Source organism: Rhodococcus sp. WMMA185 (assembly GCF_001767395.1).
GTDB lineage: Bacteria > Actinomycetota > Actinomycetes > Mycobacteriales > Mycobacteriaceae > Rhodococcus_F.
Map to the genome: position 1 here is coordinate 1,971,808 of NZ_CP017014.1, position 18,193 is coordinate 1,990,000.

The following is an 18,193-nucleotide window of genomic DNA, read 5'->3' on the forward strand; positions in this document are numbered from 1 at the left end:
TGCGATCCTTGTCAGTCTTCGACGTCTTGTCAGTGTTCGACGTCTAGCCCGGTGTCCAACTCTTCTGTGGATGCCGCAGCTTTATTCATTCTCGCAAATCGCGGATCAGATTCCACACTGTCACTGATGTCATCGATCAGATCGACGTCCGGTAGCAGGGGGGCCAGGGCGGGCAGATCGGCGAGCGATGCCAGCCCGAGCCGCTCCAAGAAGAGCTCCGTCGTCGAATACTGCGTGGCGTTGGTATCGGGGTCGACGCCGGATTCAGCGATCAGTCCGCGAGCGAGGAGTGTGCGCACCACGCCGTCGACATTTACACCGCGCACCGCGCTGATCCGAGCGCGGGTCAATGGTTGACGGTATGCGACCACAGCCAGCGTTTCCAGAGCGGCTCTGGTCAGCTTCGAGCGCGCGCCATCGAGAAGGAGTCGCTCCACATAGGGCGCGTAGTCGGTCCGTGTGTACAGCCGCCATCCGTCACCGGCAAATCGGAGATCGATCCCGCTCCCCCGAGCCGTGAACTGGGCGGACATGCGGTTCAGCGTTTCGGTGATACGTTTCGCAGAGGCGCCGGTCGCGGAGGCGAGTTGCTCGACTCCGGCCGGGGAGTCGACGATCAGCAACAGTGACTCGAGAATCGCCTCGAGTTCGGTGTCCGACAACTCGGCTTCGGCGCCTGAAAGCTCGATGTCCGAGAGTTCAGCCTCGAGTTCAGCATCAATAGCCAAGCTATCGAAGTCCGTCTCATCGAACGGCTCCGAACTCATCCGTAGTCCTCCTCGATCACCGGAGCGCTCGCACCCTCTCCGGTCCAGCTCACCAACAACTCTCCCAGAGGCTCGGGCTGTTCGAACAACACCGACTGGTCTCGATACAGCTCGAGCAACGCGAGGAATCTTGCCACGATCTCGACGGTCGACTCACAGTCGGAGACGAGGTCACCGAAGCTGGCCCATTCCCCGACTCCACGCGTCCGGAGTAGTTCCATCATCCGTTCCGCCTGCTCCGGAACCGACACGGCCTGCACGTGCAGATGGTCCAGGCTCACCGACGGCTTCGGCCGTGGCGCGAACACGGCCGCACCGATCTCGGCGAAACGCTGGGCGTCGACGCCCAGCAGTACCGCAGGCAGCAAATCGGTGAACTGGTCTTCCAAAGACACCGAGCGCGGATACCGACGCAGCGCAGCAGCCTCCAGTTCGCCGAACAATTGGGCAACCTGCTTGTATGCGCGGTACTGCAGCAGCCTGGCGAACAGTAGGTCGCGTGCCTCGAGCAGGGCGAGATCCTCCGCGTCCTCTACCTCCCCCGAAGGGAGCAGACGCGCCGCCTTCAGGTCGAGCAGTGTGGCGGCGACCACCAGGAACTCCGTGGTTTGGTCCAGGCCCATTTCAGTGCCGAGCGTGCGCGTGTAGGAAATGAAGTCGTCCGTCACCTGGTGCAGCGCGACTTCGGTGACGTCCAACTTCCGCTGATTGATCAGCGTGAGGAGCAGGTCGAACGGTCCCTCGAAGTTGAGCAACGCGACCCGGAACCCCCGCTCGGCGGGGTTCTCCTGCTGGTCAGCCTGGTCCAGCACCTCGGAGTTCATCACATCCGAGTCGATCACATCCGAGTCGATCACAGCTGACTCCATCGCATCATTGGGCATGGCCGCATCGCCGACCTGCAGTGGTGCCTGAATGTCCTGCGTGTACACCACTTATCGACCGGACCGATGGATGACTTCGCGCGCCAGCGCCCGATACGCCTCTGCACCCGTCGACTTCGGCGCCCAGGTGGTGATCGGCTCTCCTGCGACCGAAGTTTCCGGGAACCGAACCGTCCGGTTGATCACCGTGTCGTAGACGACATCACCGAACACCTCGACCACACGCTCCATCACCTCGCGAGCGTGCAACGTCCGCGAGTCGAACATCGTCACGACGATGCCGGCAAGTTCGAGTCGGGGATTCAACCGGTCGTGGACCTTTTCGACTGTGTCGTTGAGCAGTGCGAGTCCGCGCAAGCTGAAGTACTCGCATTCCATCGGGATGATCACCGAGTCCGCGCAGGCCAGTGCATTGATGGTGAGCAGACCGAGAGATGGCTGGCAATCGATCAGGACGTAGTCGTATCGATCGAGAACTGGGTCGAGAACACGCCCGAGTGTCTGCTCGCGACCGACCTCGGTAACCAGCTGGATCTCTGCCGCCGACAGATCGATGTTGCTGGGAAGAAGGTCGAGGCCCTCGACCCTCGTCCTCATCAGCACCTCGTCGATCGAGACGCGCGGTTCGACGAGCAAGTTGTGGACCGTCAGTTCGAGATCGTGATGTGCTACCCCGAGCCCGGCGGACAGCGCGCCCTGCGGATCGAGGTCTACGAGCAACACTCGACGACCGCATTCGGCGAGCGAGGCGCCCAGGTTGATCGTGGACGTCGTCTTCCCGACGCCACCCTTCTGGTTGCACATCGCGATGATCTTGGCCGGTCCGTGAGACACCAAAGGGGCCGGCTCCGGCACCTCACGCATCGGTCGACCCGTAGGTCCGAGCTCACTGTGTTCTACCGCGACGTCTTCACCGAGCAATGCGGCGGTGCCGGGCTGCTGCACGCCGAACACGTCGCACTCCGATTGGGGATGCCCAGACTCCGCCGCTGGCGGCTGCGGTGTCACCACGGTCCGATAGTCTCCTGTTCTTTCGATGTTCGCTTCGCTCCCGATCTCACATCGTTATACGAACGCTACCGCCTCATACCGTGAATCTCCCCCCGACACGCCCCCTCTCACCGTGCTCGGGGATGCGCCTCCGCCCACACTTCGCGCAGCGCTCCCACTGTAACTAGCGTATATATCTGGGTCGTCGTCACAGAGGCGTGACCCAGTAACTCCTGGACGACCCGTACGTCGGCTCCCCCATCGAGTAGATGGGTCGCGAACGAATGACGGAGCGTGTGCGGCGACACTGCAGCAGTGATCCCGGCCGCGGAGGCAGCGTCTTGTAGCACCTTCCATCCGCTCTGCCGGGAGAGCCGTCCACCACGGACGTTGAGGAACAGCGCCGGGGTTCCGCGTGACAGCAGCGCAGGACGGCCCCGGACCAGGTAGGCGTCCAGGGCTTCGACGGCGGGCCGCCCGACCGGGACCACCCGCTGTTTTCCTCCTTTTCCGCGCAGCAGCACCGAACGAGTCTGGGTGTCTACGTCGTCGACATCGAGTCCGACGGCCTCGGAGATCCGCGCGCCCGTGGAGTACAACAACTCGAGCAGGGCACGGTCTCGGACAACCCTGGGGCCATCCGCCGGGCCCCCGCCACCGACCGCCTGCAGCAGCGAAAGCACCTCGCTCACAGGAAGTGAGGAGGGAAGCTTCTTGGCCGACGACGGCGGGCGGATGTCGCGGGCCACATCGACGGCGGTCATTCCCTCGACGACGGCGAACCGGTGGAAACCCCGCACCGCAATCAAGGCGCGGGCAACAGAACTGGCTGCCAGCGGAGGATTATCGTGAGCAGGGTCACCGGTGCGCAACATGACCACGAAATCACTGACGTCAAGTTCACGAATCCGGCCGATTTCGGTGATTCCTCGATCGGCGAGGAATCGCAGGTATCGCTCGAGGTCACGCCGGTACGAACTGAGGGTGTTGCGTGCCGCTCCGCGCTCGACAGCCAGGTGATCGAGATACGAATCCACCTGCCTCGCAATCACTACGACACACCTACTCAGCTACGTCACCGAATGTGTGCGAGCGACTCCTCGCACTGAACCTCTCGGGTCGATCGACCCAGGGCGCATTCTCGTCACGGAGTTCGAGGGCCGCGCCCGAACCTGACCGGAAGGCCGCCAGCGCCATCACACCCGACACCGCGGTGGCGTTGACGATCACCCCGCTCAGCACCATCGATATCACCTCGTCTAAGGGAATACGCTCGATATCGAGGTCGGCCTCCTCGTCCTCCGAGTGCGGTCGCCCCACCTCGTAGAGATCCTCGGCGAGGAACACCCGCACCGATTCGTCGGTGAATCCAGGTGAGACAAGGACATCCACAAGGACCGACCAACGGTGAGCACCAAGTCCCGTCTCTTCGGCAAGTTCGCGCCGGGCGGCTTCAGCCGGGTCCTCCCCCGGCTCGTCGAGCAGCCCCGCCGGAATCTCCCACAACCGACGGCCCACCGGGTGCCGGTACTGGTGGATGAGAACGAGTCGGCCATCGTCGTCGACCGCCACGATTGCGACCGCACCATGATGCTCGACGACTTCACGTTCGGCCGTTCGGCCATTCGGCATCGCGACGCGATCGACCCGGAGGGCCAGAATCGAGCCGCTGTAGGCGGTGCGCGAGTCGAGCGTCTCGAACTCGTGCCGACCAGCGTGGGGCATGTCCTAGGGCCCTATCCAGCTGTATCGACCGACGCGACCTCGTCACGATCGGTATCGACCGATTCAATCTCCCCGCGATGAGCAGGCTCGCCCTCCTGGCCGGCGGAGACTACCGTCACCGCGCGCCCCCCACCGTGCACGTCCACGGGAAGGCGTTCTTCGAGCTTGTGCTTCAGCGCGGCATCGACGAACGCGGCAAACAGCGGGTGCGGGCGCGTCGGACGGCTCTTCAACTCTGGATGCGCCTGAGTCGCGACGAAGAAGGGGTGCTGATCCGCCGGATACTCCACGAACTCGACGAGGTGACCGTCCGGAGACGTTCCGCTGAAACGGAGACCGCTCTCTGCGATCCGGTCCCGGTATGCGTTGTTGACCTCGTAGCGGTGGCGGTGACGTTCCGACACCTGCTCGCTTCTGTACGCCTGCGCGACGACCGATCCCTTGGCCAGCGTCGCGGGGTACGCGCCGAGTCGCATCGTGCCGCCGAGATCGGCAGTCCCCGCGACGGCGTCCTCTTGATCGGCCATCGTGGAGATCACTGGATGCTCCGTCGCAGGGTCGAACTCCGCGGAGTTGGCGTCAGCAAGGCCCACGCTACGTGCTGCCTCGATCACGACGCACTGCAGGCCGAGGCAAATTCCGAGCAGAGGAGTCTTCCGGTGCCTGGCATACGCGATGGCACCGAGCTTGCCCTCGATACCGCGGATCCCGAATCCACCAGGGATCAGCACGCCGTCCACGTCGCCGAGCGCGGCCTGCGCACCGGCTTCGGTCTCACACGCATCCGACGGCACCCACGAGATCTCAACTTTCGATCGGTTGGCGAACCCACCGGCCCGCAGTGCCTCGGTTACCGACAGATACGCGTCCGGAAGGTCGACGTACTTCCCGACGAGCGCGATACGCACCGTCTCGCGTGGCTCGTGAACCCGCTCGAGCAAGTCACCCCAGACAGTCCAGTCGACGTCACGGAACGGCAGACCCAGCTGGCGCACCACGTAGGCATCGAGGCCCTCTCCGTGAAGCACCTTCGGGATGTCGTAGATCGAGGGGGCATCGGGTGTGGAAATGCAGCCATCGACGTCGACGTCGCACATGAGCGCGATCTTGTTCTTCAGCGCGGGGGGAACCTGACGATCACAGCGCAAGATCAGTGCGTCGGGCTGGATGCCGATGCTCCGCAACGCTGCAACCGAGTGCTGCGTGGGCTTGGTCTTCAACTCACCCGACGGCGCAAGGTACGGGACCAGCGACACGTGGAGGAAGAAGACGTTGTCACGACCGACGTCGTGGCGCACCTGGCGGGCAGCTTCCAGAAACGGTTGTGACTCGATGTCGCCGACGGTGCCGCCGATCTCCGTGATCACGACATCGGGCGTGTGCCCTTGAAGGTCCGGCCCACTCATCCCCAGGATCCGGCTCTTGATTTCGTCCGTGATGTGCGGGATGACCTGGACGGTGTCACCGAGATACTCGCCACGGCGTTCCTTGGCGATGACTGTCGAATACACCTGGCCGGTGGTCACATTGGCCTGGCCGGAAAGATCCCGGTCGAGAAAGCGCTCGTAGTGGCCGACGTCGAGGTCGGTCTCGGCGCCGTCCTCGGTAACGAACACCTCGCCGTGCTGGAAGGGGTTCATCGTGCCCGGATCGACGTTGAGGTACGGATCCAGCTTCTGCATGGTCACGCGCATACCCCGCGCGGTCAGCAGTTGCCCGAGACTCGAGGCAGTGAGGCCCTTACCGAGCGAGGAGGCGACGCCGCCGCTCACGAAGATGTACTTGGTGGCGGTACGCGACTGAGTGCGTGACTGTGACAAAGGGGCTCCCGTGACGACTGTGCAGGGCTTGGTCTGTTCGAGCAATGCTGGGGCCTGCCGACCCACGGGACTTCACGGTAACACCTCCGCGGATGTCCGGAAACAATGCGCCGAGATTGAACCGACCCGCGTGACGAGCACTACGACGGCGCGACCCCCACCGTAATAGCGCTGGTACCCGGTCCCGTTCCGTAGCGGCCGGCACCGCCGGCAAGTTGTTCCTGCAGGGCGAGTGGAACGGTGATCTTCCCCGCCTCGCGGTCGATGTTGTCGATCGTGGTCAAGGTTGCCGACAGCGCGGCGTCTGCTCTGGCGACGGCAATCGGCCCGTTACCCTGCGCCGAACCAGGACGGCCGGTGAGGACCGTTCCACCACCGCGGGCATCGAGCGCACCCGCGAACCTGGCCACCACCGCGCCGCGGTTGCCACCGACGCCATCATTCGTGTCGTGATTACCGGTCAGCACGACCGCAACCTCTGCCGGTTGGACCGTGCCGTCGCCGTAGCTGATGAATCCCGCTCCGCGCAGCGTCTCGAGAGCCAGCGCCATCTCCTCGGGTGAACTCTGCGGCTGACCGGTCCCCTTGTCGAGCAGGAGCACCGATCCGAGCAAGTCGCCCGCTAGGCTTCCCTGATCGACGGCGCCGGTTCTCAGTGTGACACCCGCCGGGATCACATTGTTGACCACTGTGCGCAATCGGTCACCTCCTGTCGCATCGACGAACTCGTCCGTCAGCGACACCCGACCTGTCACCGACCCTCCCGCCGCGGCAACAATCCGATTGATGCCGTCGAGATCCGCGGGGTCTGCGTCCGGCGTCGTCACGATCATCACGGTTCGCTGCGCGAGCGAATCCGCCACAATGCGGCCTGCCACCGCGGAATCGAATCCGTCTGCCGAGTTCAACTGCTCGGACAGTTGATTGTTGCGCTCGTTCGCCCGCTCGATATCGTCCTGCAACCCGGCCTTGTCGTCACGGAGCCCCGAGACGAGACCGCTCGACAACAGACCGGATCCCATCACCACGCCGATCGCCAGAGCCACAAAGATCGCCGCAATGGAGACCACGTGCTGACGCAGCGAAATCACTTGAAGAATCCCTGAACCCACAACACGAAGCTGTCCCAGGTGGCGACTGCCCAGTCGAGCACCTCTCCTCCCACGTTCGACATCGCCAGAGCGACGATCACAGCCACCAATGCGGCCAGGATCAGCAACGCGATTGCCCCACCCGAGACCCTGCTCCGATACAGAGTGGCCACCGCTTTCGCATCGACCAGTTTCGGCCCGACCTTCAGTCGGGTCATGAAGGCCGAGGGGTTGATGTCGCGGCGACCACGGTCGAAGAACTCGTCGAGTGACACCGTGCTGCCGACAGTGACGATCAGTGCCGCCCCGTGGTGATCCGCCAGTAGCAACGCCAGATCGGACGGGGACCCGGACGCGGGGAACGTCATGGCGCCTATTCCGAGGTCCTGGATGCGCGACAGGCCGGGCGCGTGGCCGTCCTGATCCGCGGGCAGGACCACCTCAGCACCCGACTTCAGTGTGGCGCTGGAAATGGCCTCGGGGTCACCGACGATGAGATCGGGCCGATATCCGGCAGTCTTCAGGGCATCGGCCCCGGTTCCGACGCCGATGAGAATGGGCGAATACTCCTTGATGAAGGGCTTGAGGTTCTTGAGATCTGACACATGGTCCGGCCCGTCGGACACGATAACGACATGGCGTTCCTTCATGTCGACGTCCACGTCCGGGACCCCTACGCTATCGATCAGCAACGGGCTCTCGGTTCGGATGAACTCGATCGTGTTACCCGAGAACGCCTCGAGATGGTCGACCAAGCCGGTCTTCGCCTCGATCATCCGATCCGAGATCTCCGCCTCGGTCTGCGCGTCCCCTTTCGCGATACGCCGCTCCCCGGAGTAGACCGCCCCCTCGTGGACGCGAACCTTGCCGCCGTCCTTGATGTTCTTGAAGACCTCGGTGCCCACCGAATCCACCAACGCGATCCCGTTGGAGACGATTACCTCGGGCCCCAGATTGGGATAGCGCCCCGAGATCGACGGAGATGCATTGATCACCGCGAGAACTCCGGCCTTCACCAAGGCATCCGCGGTGCGCCGATCAAGATCCAACTCGTCCAGGACGACAACGTCGCCCGGTCCCACACGGCGCAGCAGCTTGTCCGTGTTGCGATCCACCCTGGCGATCCCGCTGACCCCGGGCAAAGGTTGGGTGTTACGTGAACGCAGTGCGGGCAACTTCATGGCTTCGATGATGGACCGGATTCGTTCTCTACCTGTGGAGGCGCGCCGAACGTGCGAGCACATCTCTTCCTACCTCACCACTGCACGCGACCGTTCGTCCGTTCAGTCCGAACGTTCCGAGTTGGCTGTGGCCAACAGTTCCTCCGCGTGCGCGCGGCCGGTCTCGGTGTCGTCGAGCCCGGCAAGCATCCGCGCCAGTTCCACCACCCGTTCTTCATCGGTCAGCGTGCGCACTCCGCTGCTGACGACCCCACCGGAGCTGTCCACCTTGTCGACCACCAAGTGAGTATCCGCGAACGCCGCCACCTGCGGCAGGTGGGTCACCACGATGACCTGATGAGTCCGCGCCAGTCGCGCGAGTCGTCGGCCGATCTCCACGGCGGCACGGCCACCCACACCCGCGTCGACCTCGTCGAACACCATCGTGGCACTCGAATCCGATCCTGCCAGAACCACTTCGAGAGCCAGCATCACCCGCGACAGTTCACCGCCGGACGCACTCTTACTGATCGGCAGAGACTGGGCTCCGCTGTGAGCCGACAGCCGGAACTCCACCTCGTCGACCCCCGAGCGCCCAGCATGCAGCTCGGCTCCGTCCACGGTGAGCGGAGCCGGATCCTGCGATCCGGCGACCCGCGGTCGAACCGATACTTCGAGTGATGCCCGACCCATCGCCAGACCGGAGAGTTCCGAGCTGACAGACTTCGCAAGCTTGGCGGCGGCTTTCACACGGGCGGCCGACAATTTCGATGCCGCCTCGGCCGCCGACGCCGCTGAGTCCTCGACCTGCTTCGCGAGAGCCGCCAAAGCATCGGAAGAGACGTCGATCTTCTCGAGCCTCGACCGCGCGTTGTCCGCCCACTCCAGAACGCCGTCCACGTCCGCCGCGTACTTGCGGGTCAAGTTCTTCAGTTGCGCCTGCCTCGACAGCAACGCATCGAGGGCTCCCGGATCGGCCGGAAGCCCAGCAAGGTACTTCGTGAGGTCTGCGGACACGTCGGTGACAACCGCGATCGCCTCCCCAAGGCGAGCCCCGAATCCGTCCAGTTCGGCGTCGGTGACCGATTCGATCCTGGTCCGCGCTTCCGACAGCAGATCGAGTGCAGGCGCCGGAACGTCGCCGCCGTCCATCTCGTCGCTTCCCGCGAGTGCCGTCTGTGCGTCCCGTGCCGCCGACCGCAATGAATCGAGGTCGCTGAGTCTGCGCACCTCGGAAACGATCGATTCGTCCTCACCCGGTGTAGGTGCCACAGTGTCGATCTCGTTGAGCGCGAACTCGAGCTGATCGACCTGCTGCGCGAGTTCACGAGCTCGCCCGGTCCGCTCGAGCAACTCCGATCGTGCGCTCATCCATTCGTCGCGGTACTTGCGATACCGGGCGAGCAGCGGTCCGACGGTCTTGTCGGCGAAACGGTCCAGCGCAGCACACTGCTGGTCCGGCCGGAGCAGCCGCAGCTGATCGTTTTGACCGTGAACCGTCAGCAGCGGATCGGTGAACTCGGACAGGACTCCTGCCGGAACGCTTCGCCCGCCGAGATGGGCGCGGGATCGGCCGTCGCCGCTGACCGTGCGCACGGCGATGATGGTGCCGTCCTCGTCCCGCTGAGCACCCGTGGACTCGAGCAACCGGCTAACGGTACGTTCGACGTGGTCCGAGCCATCGTCGGTGATGAATCGACCCTCCACCACCGCACGCGAGGCCCCGAGACGGACACGCCCTGCGTCGGCGCGCGCACCGCTGAGGAGATGCAAGCTGGTCACTACCATCGTCTTGCCCGCTCCGGTCTCGCCGGTGAGGACCGTCAAACCTTCATGGAACTGGGCCGAGGCCTCGGAGATCACGCCGAGGCTATCGATCCTGATCTCTGCCAGCACGTCTACGGTTTCCTTCCCCGCCACCCGGTGACGGGCAGCTCGAACTTTCGCACCATCCGGTCGGCGAACGGAGCCGAATCCAGTCGAACCCAACGAACCGGTTCCTTGCCGCGTACCACCTCGACGCGGCCCCCTGCGGGGAGCTCGAGAGTGCGCCTGCCATCGCAAAACACCAGGCCTTCGTGACTGCCTGCGATCGTTTCCACCGCGATCAGTGAATCCGGGCTCGTCACCAGCGGTCGCGCGAACAGAGCATGCGCGTTGCTGGGCACCACCAGCAGAGCTTCGAGTTCCGGCCACACCACCGGACCTCCAGCCGAGAACGCGTACGCCGTCGAACCCGTGGGCGTCGAGACCAGGACGCCGTCGCAACCGAATGCAGACACTGGGCGGCCGTCAACCTCCAGGGCCACCTCCAGAACACCCAACCGGGAGCGGTTCTCGATGCTGGCCTCGTTCAGCGCCCAGCCACGCTCGATGACCTCGTCCTCGACGCGTACGAGGACGTCGAGGGTCATTCGGCGCTCGATGCGGTACTCGCGACGCACTACCTGGGCGAGGGCTTCGTCGAGATGCTCGGCCTCGGCCTCGGCAAGGAATCCGATGCGGCCCAGATTGATGCCGAGAACCGGGATGGACGCAGCCTGGGCAAGTTCCGCCGCCCGCAGGAATGTCCCGTCTCCGCCGAGTACGAGCACCATCTCGCATCCGCGGGCAGCATCCGGCCCAGCCTGCACGACGGTCACTTCCAGGCCGGGAACCAGAAATTCGTCTGCCGCCGTGGCGTTCATCGGTTCGATACGGGTGCCGTCTACCTCGTCGACCAGAACACGCAACCCGATGCCCGCGCGCTCGAATATCTTGCCCATCCGACGCGCCGTCTCGGTGATCTCTGCGCGCCCCGGATGCGCTACGAGCAGGATCTCCCGCTCTCGCGTCTGGGCACCGCCGCTTAGCCCGCTCACTGTGGTCCCTCCCGCACCGCGGCACGAATCAATTCTTCTGCCGACTCTGCCGAGTCGGTATCGGTCTGCGATGTGTCTTCCGCCCGGAGCCAAAGGAAATATTCTACGTTGCCCGATGGCCCTGGCAACGGGCTCGCCACCGCGCCGACAGTACGCAACCCTAGCGAGGCAGCAGCATTCGCGACTTCGAGGACTGCCGCCGTACGCAATTGCGGGTCTCGCACCACCCCGCCCGAACCCACGTTGTCTTTGCCGACCTCGAACTGCGGCTTCACCATCGGAATCAGATCCGCACCCTCGGCGATACAGGCGACGAAAGCCGGGAGGACCAATTTCAGGGAGATGAAAGACAGATCCGCGACCACGAGATCGACCCGACCGCCGATCTGGTCGCCATCGAGAGAACGCACATTCGTCCGATCCACCACACGTACGCGCTCGTCGGACTGCAGTCGCCACACCAACTGGCCGTATCCGACATCTACTGCTACCACCTCCTGTGCGCCCCGGTGCAGGAGAACATCGGTGAAGCCGCCGGTCGAGGCTCCGGCATCGAGGCATCGCTTCCCCTCGACCTCGAGGCCTCGAGGCCCGAAGGCCTCCAGTGCGCCGAGGAGCTTGTGCGCACCTCGTGAGGCCCAGGACACCTCGTTGTCGACTTCGACGACCCGCAAGGGCGTTCCCGCCTCTACGGCGGTTGCCGGCTTGGTAGCCGCCACACCCGAGATCAGTATTCGGCCGGAGGCTATGAGTTCTTGCGCATGCTCACGGGACCGGGCAAGTCCCCGGCGGACGAGTTCGGCGTCCACCCGTGCTCGACGGGCCACCTCAGACCTTGTCCACTGTGGCGAGGGCCTCCACCAGCACGTCGTGTGCCTTCTCGAGGATGTGTGCTTTGCGCGGAATCACTCCGATTCCGTGCTCGTCCCCAGGGTCCGGTTCGACAGTTTCGAGACGTGACAACAGTCCTTCGACCTCCGCGTGGATCTTCTCGGGGTCGACACTCTGCGCGGGCCCGGGCAAATGGCTTCCCGGGCGCGGAATCGGCGTGCTCATCAGGCCCAACGCTAGTGCATCGCTTTCCGATACGCATGCAGCGAATCGCGTGATGCGCTCCGCGAGTTCCGAAGAATCAGTTGTGCCACGCGGACACGACCTCGCTCACCGCAGGTGACGGCGAGATCACACGATCGAAATCGGGGAACTTCCAGGCAACGGCGGCGGCCGCCCGCAGCACCTCGAGCGAATCCAACGATTCGGTAGAGGGGGCGACCGATTCGATCACCAGATCTGTGCCGTCGAACTCGACCGACCATCGGGAGTCCTCACGGATGCGCGAATGCTCAGCAGGCGCGTTCAATGCATCCAAGCCCGCGGCGAGATAAGTCGGACGTTGACTTTCGGCGGCACGCAACACGTCGAGCGGCGTGCTAACCCCCGTGAGTACCAGCAAGGAATCGGCACCAACCGTGGCCGCGCCCTCGATGTCGGTATCAAGCCTGTCGCCAACCACCAACGGCCGGACACTCTCGCTCTGCCGTATAGCGTCCTCCAGCAGTGGTGCAGCAGGCTTTCCCGCCACGAGAGGCTCTCGGGACGTGGCGGTTCGCAGTGCCGCCACCATCGAGCCGTTACCCAGGACCAGTCCCCGCCCTGTCGGGAGGGTCGAATCGAGGTTCGCCGCCACCCACACCGCGCCAGACCGGATCGCAAGTGTCGCCTCAGCGAGGATCGCCCAACCCGTGGTCGGCGAATGCCCCTGAACCACGGCCGCCGGTGAATCCTCGAAAGAGCGAACCGGACGCAACCCGACGTGGCGGACTTCGTCGGCCAACGCCTCGGTGCCGACGACAAGAACCGCAGAGTCGGGGTCAAGGTTCTCGGTAAGCAGTCGGGCCGCGGACTGCGCACTCGTCACTACCCGCGACTCGTCGGCATCGAATCCGAGTTCGGTCAAGTGCTCGGCAACCTCGCTTGGCCCGCGACTGGCGTTGTTGGTCACGTAGCACAACGATTGTGTTCCGGACGCCAAGGCCTCGCGAGCACCCGGAACTTCCAGTTCACCGTGGTACAGAGTGCCATCGAGGTCAAGCAGCAGGGCGTCGTATCCGTCGCGCAGAAGCGTCACTGATCATCCCCGGTCAGCTCAGCCACACGCTCCTCCGCATCGGTCTCACCCTCGATATCGGCCGCAGCCGAGTTGAGGAACCACTGGAGTCCGTCTTCGACACGGCCAGCCGCTACCAGGGCATCCGCATATGCGTAGAAAAGGCGCGCAGCGCCGGAACCGCTGCGCGAGGCGTCGAGATCCGGTGTCTGCAGAGTGACCACCGCCTGATCGAACTGTCCAAGATCCATGCGCGCTCCGGCCACAACCATCCGCAGCTCGGCAGCCTCGTCACCTGACAGTGCGGCAGCTTCCTCGCTTCGCCCTAGTTCGATCGCACGCTCGGGACGGCCGAGCCCACGTTCACAGTCCGCCATCACGGCGAGCAGGCCGGGACCACCGGCCATACGACGAGCAGCCCGCAACTCCGACAATGCCTCAGCCCATTCACCGGCGTGATAGGCGGTGATACCTGCAGCCTCACGGACAACCGCGATACGACCGGCACGCTGACGCGCGGCACGTGCATGCGCCAATGCGAGGCGCGGATCTTCGTCCACGAGCTTGCCCGCCATCACGAGGTGTCTCGCAACCGTTTCCGCATTCGTCTTGTCCAAGCTCAGCAAGTCGCGGCGAACTGTGGGATGGAGTTCGCCGGCCTCGATGTCGTCAGGAAGATCGGGCTCCTCCGGACGCGGCTGCTGCCTCTGTGGACGGTCCCCGTCACGTCCGCGTGGCGCGAATCCACCCTCACCTCCACGCCGAGGTCCTCCTCCGCGGCTGTCGCCACGGTTACCACGCTGGATATCACGCGAGTCACGACGGGCACCACCCGTCGCACGACCACGGCCGGACGGCTGGGCACCGCCACGATCGGAGGTCCCGCCTCGACGACCATGGGAGGCACCGCCACGATCACCATGGGAGGCACCGCCACGATCACCATGGGAGGCACCGCCTCCGCGGAAGGATCGACGTCCGTCGCTGCTTTCCGACCCGCCGTCACTGTCCGACACAGTCATTCCTTTCACACAAAACACGAAAGGGGACCCAGTATGTCGGGTCCCCTTTCGTTAACGGGTGTTCGGCGGTGTCCTACTCTCCCACACCCTGCCGGGTGCAGTACCATCGGCGCTGGAGGGCTTAGCTTCCGGGTTCGGAATGGGACCGGGCGTTTCCCCTCCGCTATGACCGCCGTAACTCTATGAAACTGTCACACTCCCCCGGAACCGGGAACCAGCCGATGGGGCCGGGTGGTTCGGGGGTATTTGTGTGTTGTTTCAGATACCGCACAGTGGACGCGTAGCTTCTTCGTGGTAAGTCCTCGGCCTATTAGTACCAGTCACCTCCATCCGTTACCGGACTTCCAGTTCTGGCCTATCAACCCGGTGGTCTGCCGGGGGCCTTACCCCCTCGTGGGGGTGAGAAACCTCATCTTGGAACAGGCTTCCCGCTTAGATGCTTTCAGCGGTTATCCCTTCCGAACGTAGCTAACCAGCAGTGCTCCTGGCGGAACAACTGGCACACCAGAGGTTCGTCCGTCCCGGTCCTCTCGTACTAGGGACAGCCTTCCTCAAGTTTCTAACGCGCGCGGCGGATAGAGACCGAACTGTCTCACGACGTTCTAAACCCAGCTCGCGTGCCGCTTTAATGGGCGAACAGCCCAACCCTTGGGACCTACTCCAGCCCCAGGATGCGACGAGCCGACATCGAGGTGCCAAACCATCCCGTCGATATGGACTCTTGGGGAAGATCAGCCTGTTATCCCCGGGGTACCTTTTATCCGTTGAGCGACACCGCTTCCACTTGCCGGTGCCGGATCACTAGTCCCGACTTTCGTCCCTGCTCGACCCGTCAGTCTCACAGTCAAGCTCCCTTGTGCACTTGCACTCGACACCTGATTGCCAACCAGGCTGAGGGAACCTTTGGGCGCCTCCGTTACATTTTGGGAGGCAACCGCCCCAGTTAAACTACCCACCAGGCACTGTCCCTGAACCAGATCATGGTCCGAGGTTAGAGGTCCAATTCGATCAGAGTGGTATTTCAACAACGACTCCACCACCACTGGCGTGGCCGCTTCACAGTCTCCCACCTATCCTACACAAACCGAACCGAACACCAATACCAAGCTGTAGTGAAGGTCCCGGGGTCTTTTCGTCCTGCCGCGCGTAACGAGCATCTTTACTCGTAATGCAATTTCGCCGAGTCTATGGTTGAGACAGCTGAGAAGTCGTTACGCCATTCGTGCAGGTCGGAACTTACCCGACAAGGAATTTCGCTACCTTAGGATGGTTATAGTTACCACCGCCGTTTACTGGGGCTTAAATTCTCAGCTTCGCGGACGAATCCGCTAACCGGTCCTCTTAACCTTCCAGCACCGGGCAGGCGTCAGTCCGTATACATCGTCTTACGACTTCGCACGGACCTGTGTTTTTAGTAAACAGTCGCTTCTCACTGGTCTCTGCGGCCCCACCCAGCTCGGGAAGTACATTCCGTCACCGGACAGGGCCCCCCTTCTCCCGAAGTTACGGGGGCATTTTGCCGAGTTCCTTAACCATAGTTCTCTCGATCGCCTTAGTATTCTCTACCTGACCACCTGTGTCGGTTTGGGGTACGGGCCGTGTGAAAGCTCGCTAGAGGCTTTTCTCGGCAGCATAGGATCACTGAATTCGCCTCATTCGGCTATGCGTCACCTCTCAGGCATATGAACGGCGGATTTGCCTACCGTTCGCCCTACCGGCTTACACCAGTATTACCACTGACTGGCTCAGCTACCTTCCTGCGTCACCCCATCGCTTGGCTACTACCAGCTCGGTTCACGCGCATCCACCCACCACACACCCGAAGGCACATGACAGGTTTCAGGGCGCTTAGCATCACTGATTCACCAGGGGCGCGTTCACACGGGTACGGGAATATCAACCCGTTGTCCATCGGCTACGCCTGTCGGCCTCGTCTTAGGTCCCGACTCACCCTGGGCGGATTAACCTGGCCCAGGAACCCTTGGTCATTCGGCGGACGAGTTTCTCACTCGTCTTTCGCTACTCATGCCTGCATTCTCACTCGCGTGGCCTCCACAACTAGTTCACACTGCTGCTTCCCTGGCCACACGACGCTCCCCTACCCACCCACACACCTGCACACACAACCGTGGCTGTGCATGAAGTTCATGTGTGAGTGCCGCGGCTTCGGTGGTGTACTTGAGCCCCGCTACATTGTCGGCGCAGGATCACTTGACCAGTGAGCTATTACGCACTCTTTCAAGGGTGGCTGCTTCTAAGCCAACCTCCTGGTTGTCTTCGCGACCCCACATCCTTTTCCACTTAGTACACGCTTAGGGACCTTAGCCGGCGATCTGGGCTGTTTCCCTCTCGACTACGAAGCTTATCCCCCGCAGTCTCACTGCCGCGCTCTCACTCACCGGCATTCGGAGTTTGGCTGATTTCGGTAAGCTTGTAGGCCCCCTAGACCATCCAGTAGCTCTACCTCCGGTGAGAAACACGCGACGCTGCACCTAAATGCATTTCGGGGAGAACCAGCTATCACGGAGTTTGATTGGCCTTTCACCCCTACCCACAACTCATCCCCTCAGTTTTCAACCTAAGTGGGTTCGGTCCTCCACGACGTCTTACCGTCGCTTCAACCTGGCCATGGGTAGATCACTCCGCTTCGGGTCTAGAACATGCCACTATGGGCGCCCTATTCGGACTCGCTTTCGCTACGGCTACCCCACACGGGTTAACCTCGCGACATGCCACTAACTCGCAGGCTCATTCTTCAAAAGGCACGCCATCACCAGCCACACCGAAATGTGCACCGGCTCTGACGGATTGTAAGCGCACGGTTTCAGGTACTATTTCACTCCCCTCCCGGGGTACTTTTCACCTTTCCCTCACGGTACTAGTCCGCTATCGGTCACCAGGGAGTATTCAGGCTTATCGGGTGGTCCCGACAGATTCACACCAGATTTCACGGGCCCGGTGCTACTCGGGTATCCGCCACAACAGTCACCATGTTTTCGTGTACGGGACTCTCACCCACTACGGCAGGCCGTTCCAGACCACTTCCACTAACACGGCAATTTCTCACTGTCGGCCGACACGGCAGTATCGACACAGGCGAACCCCACAACCCCACGAATGCAACACCTGCCGGTTATCACACATCCATGGTTTAGCCTCATCCGCGTTCGCTCGCCACTACTAACGGAATCACTCTTGTTTTCTCTTCCTGTGGGTACTGAGATGTTTCACTTCCCCACGTTCCCTCCACACACCCTATACATTCAGGTGCAGGTAACACGACATCACTCGTGCTGGGTTTCCCCATTCGGACACCCTCGGATCTCAGCTCGGTTGACAGCTCCCCGAGGCTTATCGCAGCCTCCCACGTCCTTCATCGGCTCCTGGTGCCAAGGCATCCACCGTACGCTCTTAAACACTTACAACAAAGATGCTCGCGTCCACTGTGCAGTTCTCAAACAACACACAACCGGAAAACCCCACACAGACACCAAACCAACAAGAACTCACGCCCTCGCTGCGGTATGACTGCAGTTTCCCGCCTGTCGTTTCTTTCCTCGAGAGGAAACACATCACGTGTTCTCTCAGGACCCAACAGTGCGCCGATATAACCCTTCCTCCCACCAGCACACGGGCCGGCGGCAAATGAAGAAGAATAGCTGTCAGTGTTCCACCCATGAGCTCCCACCGAACAACGATCGTGTCCGTAATGGGCTCTGCCAGAACATCATCCACCGACTCCTCGGCGGTACACGTCTGGAGAATG

General features: G+C 62.8%; 14 protein-coding genes and 2 rRNA genes. All 16 read right to left on the reverse strand.

Annotation, left to right across the window (positions count from 1 at the left end; translation table 11 throughout):
• Positions 1-29 precede the first annotated feature (29 nt).
• Entirely contained in the window at positions 30-767 is a 738-nt protein-coding gene (scpB, locus tag BFN03_RS08720; protein WP_070378685.1) for an SMC-Scp complex subunit ScpB, read from the reverse strand.
• The gene (locus tag BFN03_RS08725; protein WP_070380749.1) at positions 764-1,591 is read right to left on the reverse strand and encodes a segregation and condensation protein A; all 828 of its coding nucleotides are present in this window, start codon (positions 1,589-1,591) and stop codon (positions 764-766) included. Before BFN03_RS08725 ends, scpB begins: the two co-directional genes overlap by 4 nt.
• A gap of 111 nt (positions 1,592-1,702) precedes the next feature.
• Entirely contained in the window at positions 1,703-2,707 is a 1,005-nt protein-coding gene (locus BFN03_RS08730) for a ParA family protein (protein WP_070378686.1), read from the reverse strand.
• A gap of 62 nt (positions 2,708-2,769) precedes the next feature.
• Entirely contained in the window at positions 2,770-3,693 is a 924-nt protein-coding gene (gene xerD, locus BFN03_RS08735; RefSeq protein WP_070378687.1) for a site-specific tyrosine recombinase XerD, read from the reverse strand.
• A 10-nt stretch (positions 3,694-3,703) separates the two neighbouring features.
• Positions 3,704-4,366: an NUDIX domain-containing protein gene (locus BFN03_RS08740; RefSeq protein ID WP_070378688.1), complete on the reverse strand. Its 663-nt coding sequence runs from the start codon at positions 4,364-4,366 to the stop codon at positions 3,704-3,706.
• An 11-nt stretch (positions 4,367-4,377) separates the two neighbouring features.
• Positions 4,378-6,186: a CTP synthase gene (locus tag BFN03_RS08745; RefSeq protein WP_070380750.1), complete on the reverse strand. Its 1,809-nt coding sequence runs from the start codon at positions 6,184-6,186 to the stop codon at positions 4,378-4,380.
• A 140-nt stretch (positions 6,187-6,326) separates the two neighbouring features.
• The gene (locus BFN03_RS08750; RefSeq protein WP_070378689.1) at positions 6,327-7,277 is read right to left on the reverse strand and encodes a copper transporter; all 951 of its coding nucleotides are present in this window, start codon (positions 7,275-7,277) and stop codon (positions 6,327-6,329) included.
• Positions 7,274-8,458 (reverse strand): putative cytokinetic ring protein SteA, encoded by a 1,185-nt coding sequence (gene steA, locus BFN03_RS08755; protein ID WP_070378690.1) that lies wholly within the window; start codon positions 8,456-8,458, stop codon positions 7,274-7,276. The genes BFN03_RS08750 and steA overlap by 4 nt, the downstream gene beginning before the upstream one ends.
• 102 nt (positions 8,459-8,560) lie before the next feature.
• Entirely contained in the window at positions 8,561-10,333 is a 1,773-nt protein-coding gene (gene recN / locus BFN03_RS08760) for a DNA repair protein RecN (RefSeq protein ID WP_070380751.1), read from the reverse strand.
• 2 nt (positions 10,334-10,335) lie between these two features.
• On the reverse strand, positions 10,336-11,298 hold the full coding sequence (locus BFN03_RS08765) for an NAD kinase (RefSeq protein WP_070378691.1): 963 nt from the start codon (positions 11,296-11,298) through the stop codon (positions 10,336-10,338).
• A complete protein-coding gene (locus BFN03_RS08770) occupies positions 11,295-12,125 on the reverse strand; it encodes a TlyA family RNA methyltransferase (RefSeq protein ID WP_070378692.1) in 831 nt (276 codons plus the stop codon). The genes BFN03_RS08765 and BFN03_RS08770 overlap by 4 nt, the downstream gene beginning before the upstream one ends.
• Before the next feature lies 1 nt (position 12,126).
• The gene (locus tag BFN03_RS08775) at positions 12,127-12,354 is read right to left on the reverse strand and encodes a hypothetical protein (RefSeq protein WP_070378693.1); all 228 of its coding nucleotides are present in this window, start codon (positions 12,352-12,354) and stop codon (positions 12,127-12,129) included.
• A 76-nt stretch (positions 12,355-12,430) separates the two neighbouring features.
• On the reverse strand, positions 12,431-13,426 hold the full coding sequence (locus tag BFN03_RS08780; RefSeq protein ID WP_070378694.1) for an HAD-IIA family hydrolase: 996 nt from the start codon (positions 13,424-13,426) through the stop codon (positions 12,431-12,433).
• Positions 13,423-14,427, reverse strand: coding sequence for a hypothetical protein (locus BFN03_RS20115; RefSeq protein ID WP_084385556.1), 1,005 nt, complete (start codon positions 14,425-14,427; stop codon positions 13,423-13,425). The genes BFN03_RS08780 and BFN03_RS20115 overlap by 4 nt, the downstream gene beginning before the upstream one ends.
• 60 nt (positions 14,428-14,487) lie before the next feature.
• Positions 14,488-14,604 (reverse strand): 5S ribosomal RNA (gene rrf / locus BFN03_RS08790).
• Between the two features lie 113 nt (positions 14,605-14,717).
• Positions 14,718-17,852, reverse strand: a 23S ribosomal RNA gene (locus BFN03_RS08795).
• Positions 17,853-18,193: the final 341 nt, after the last annotated feature.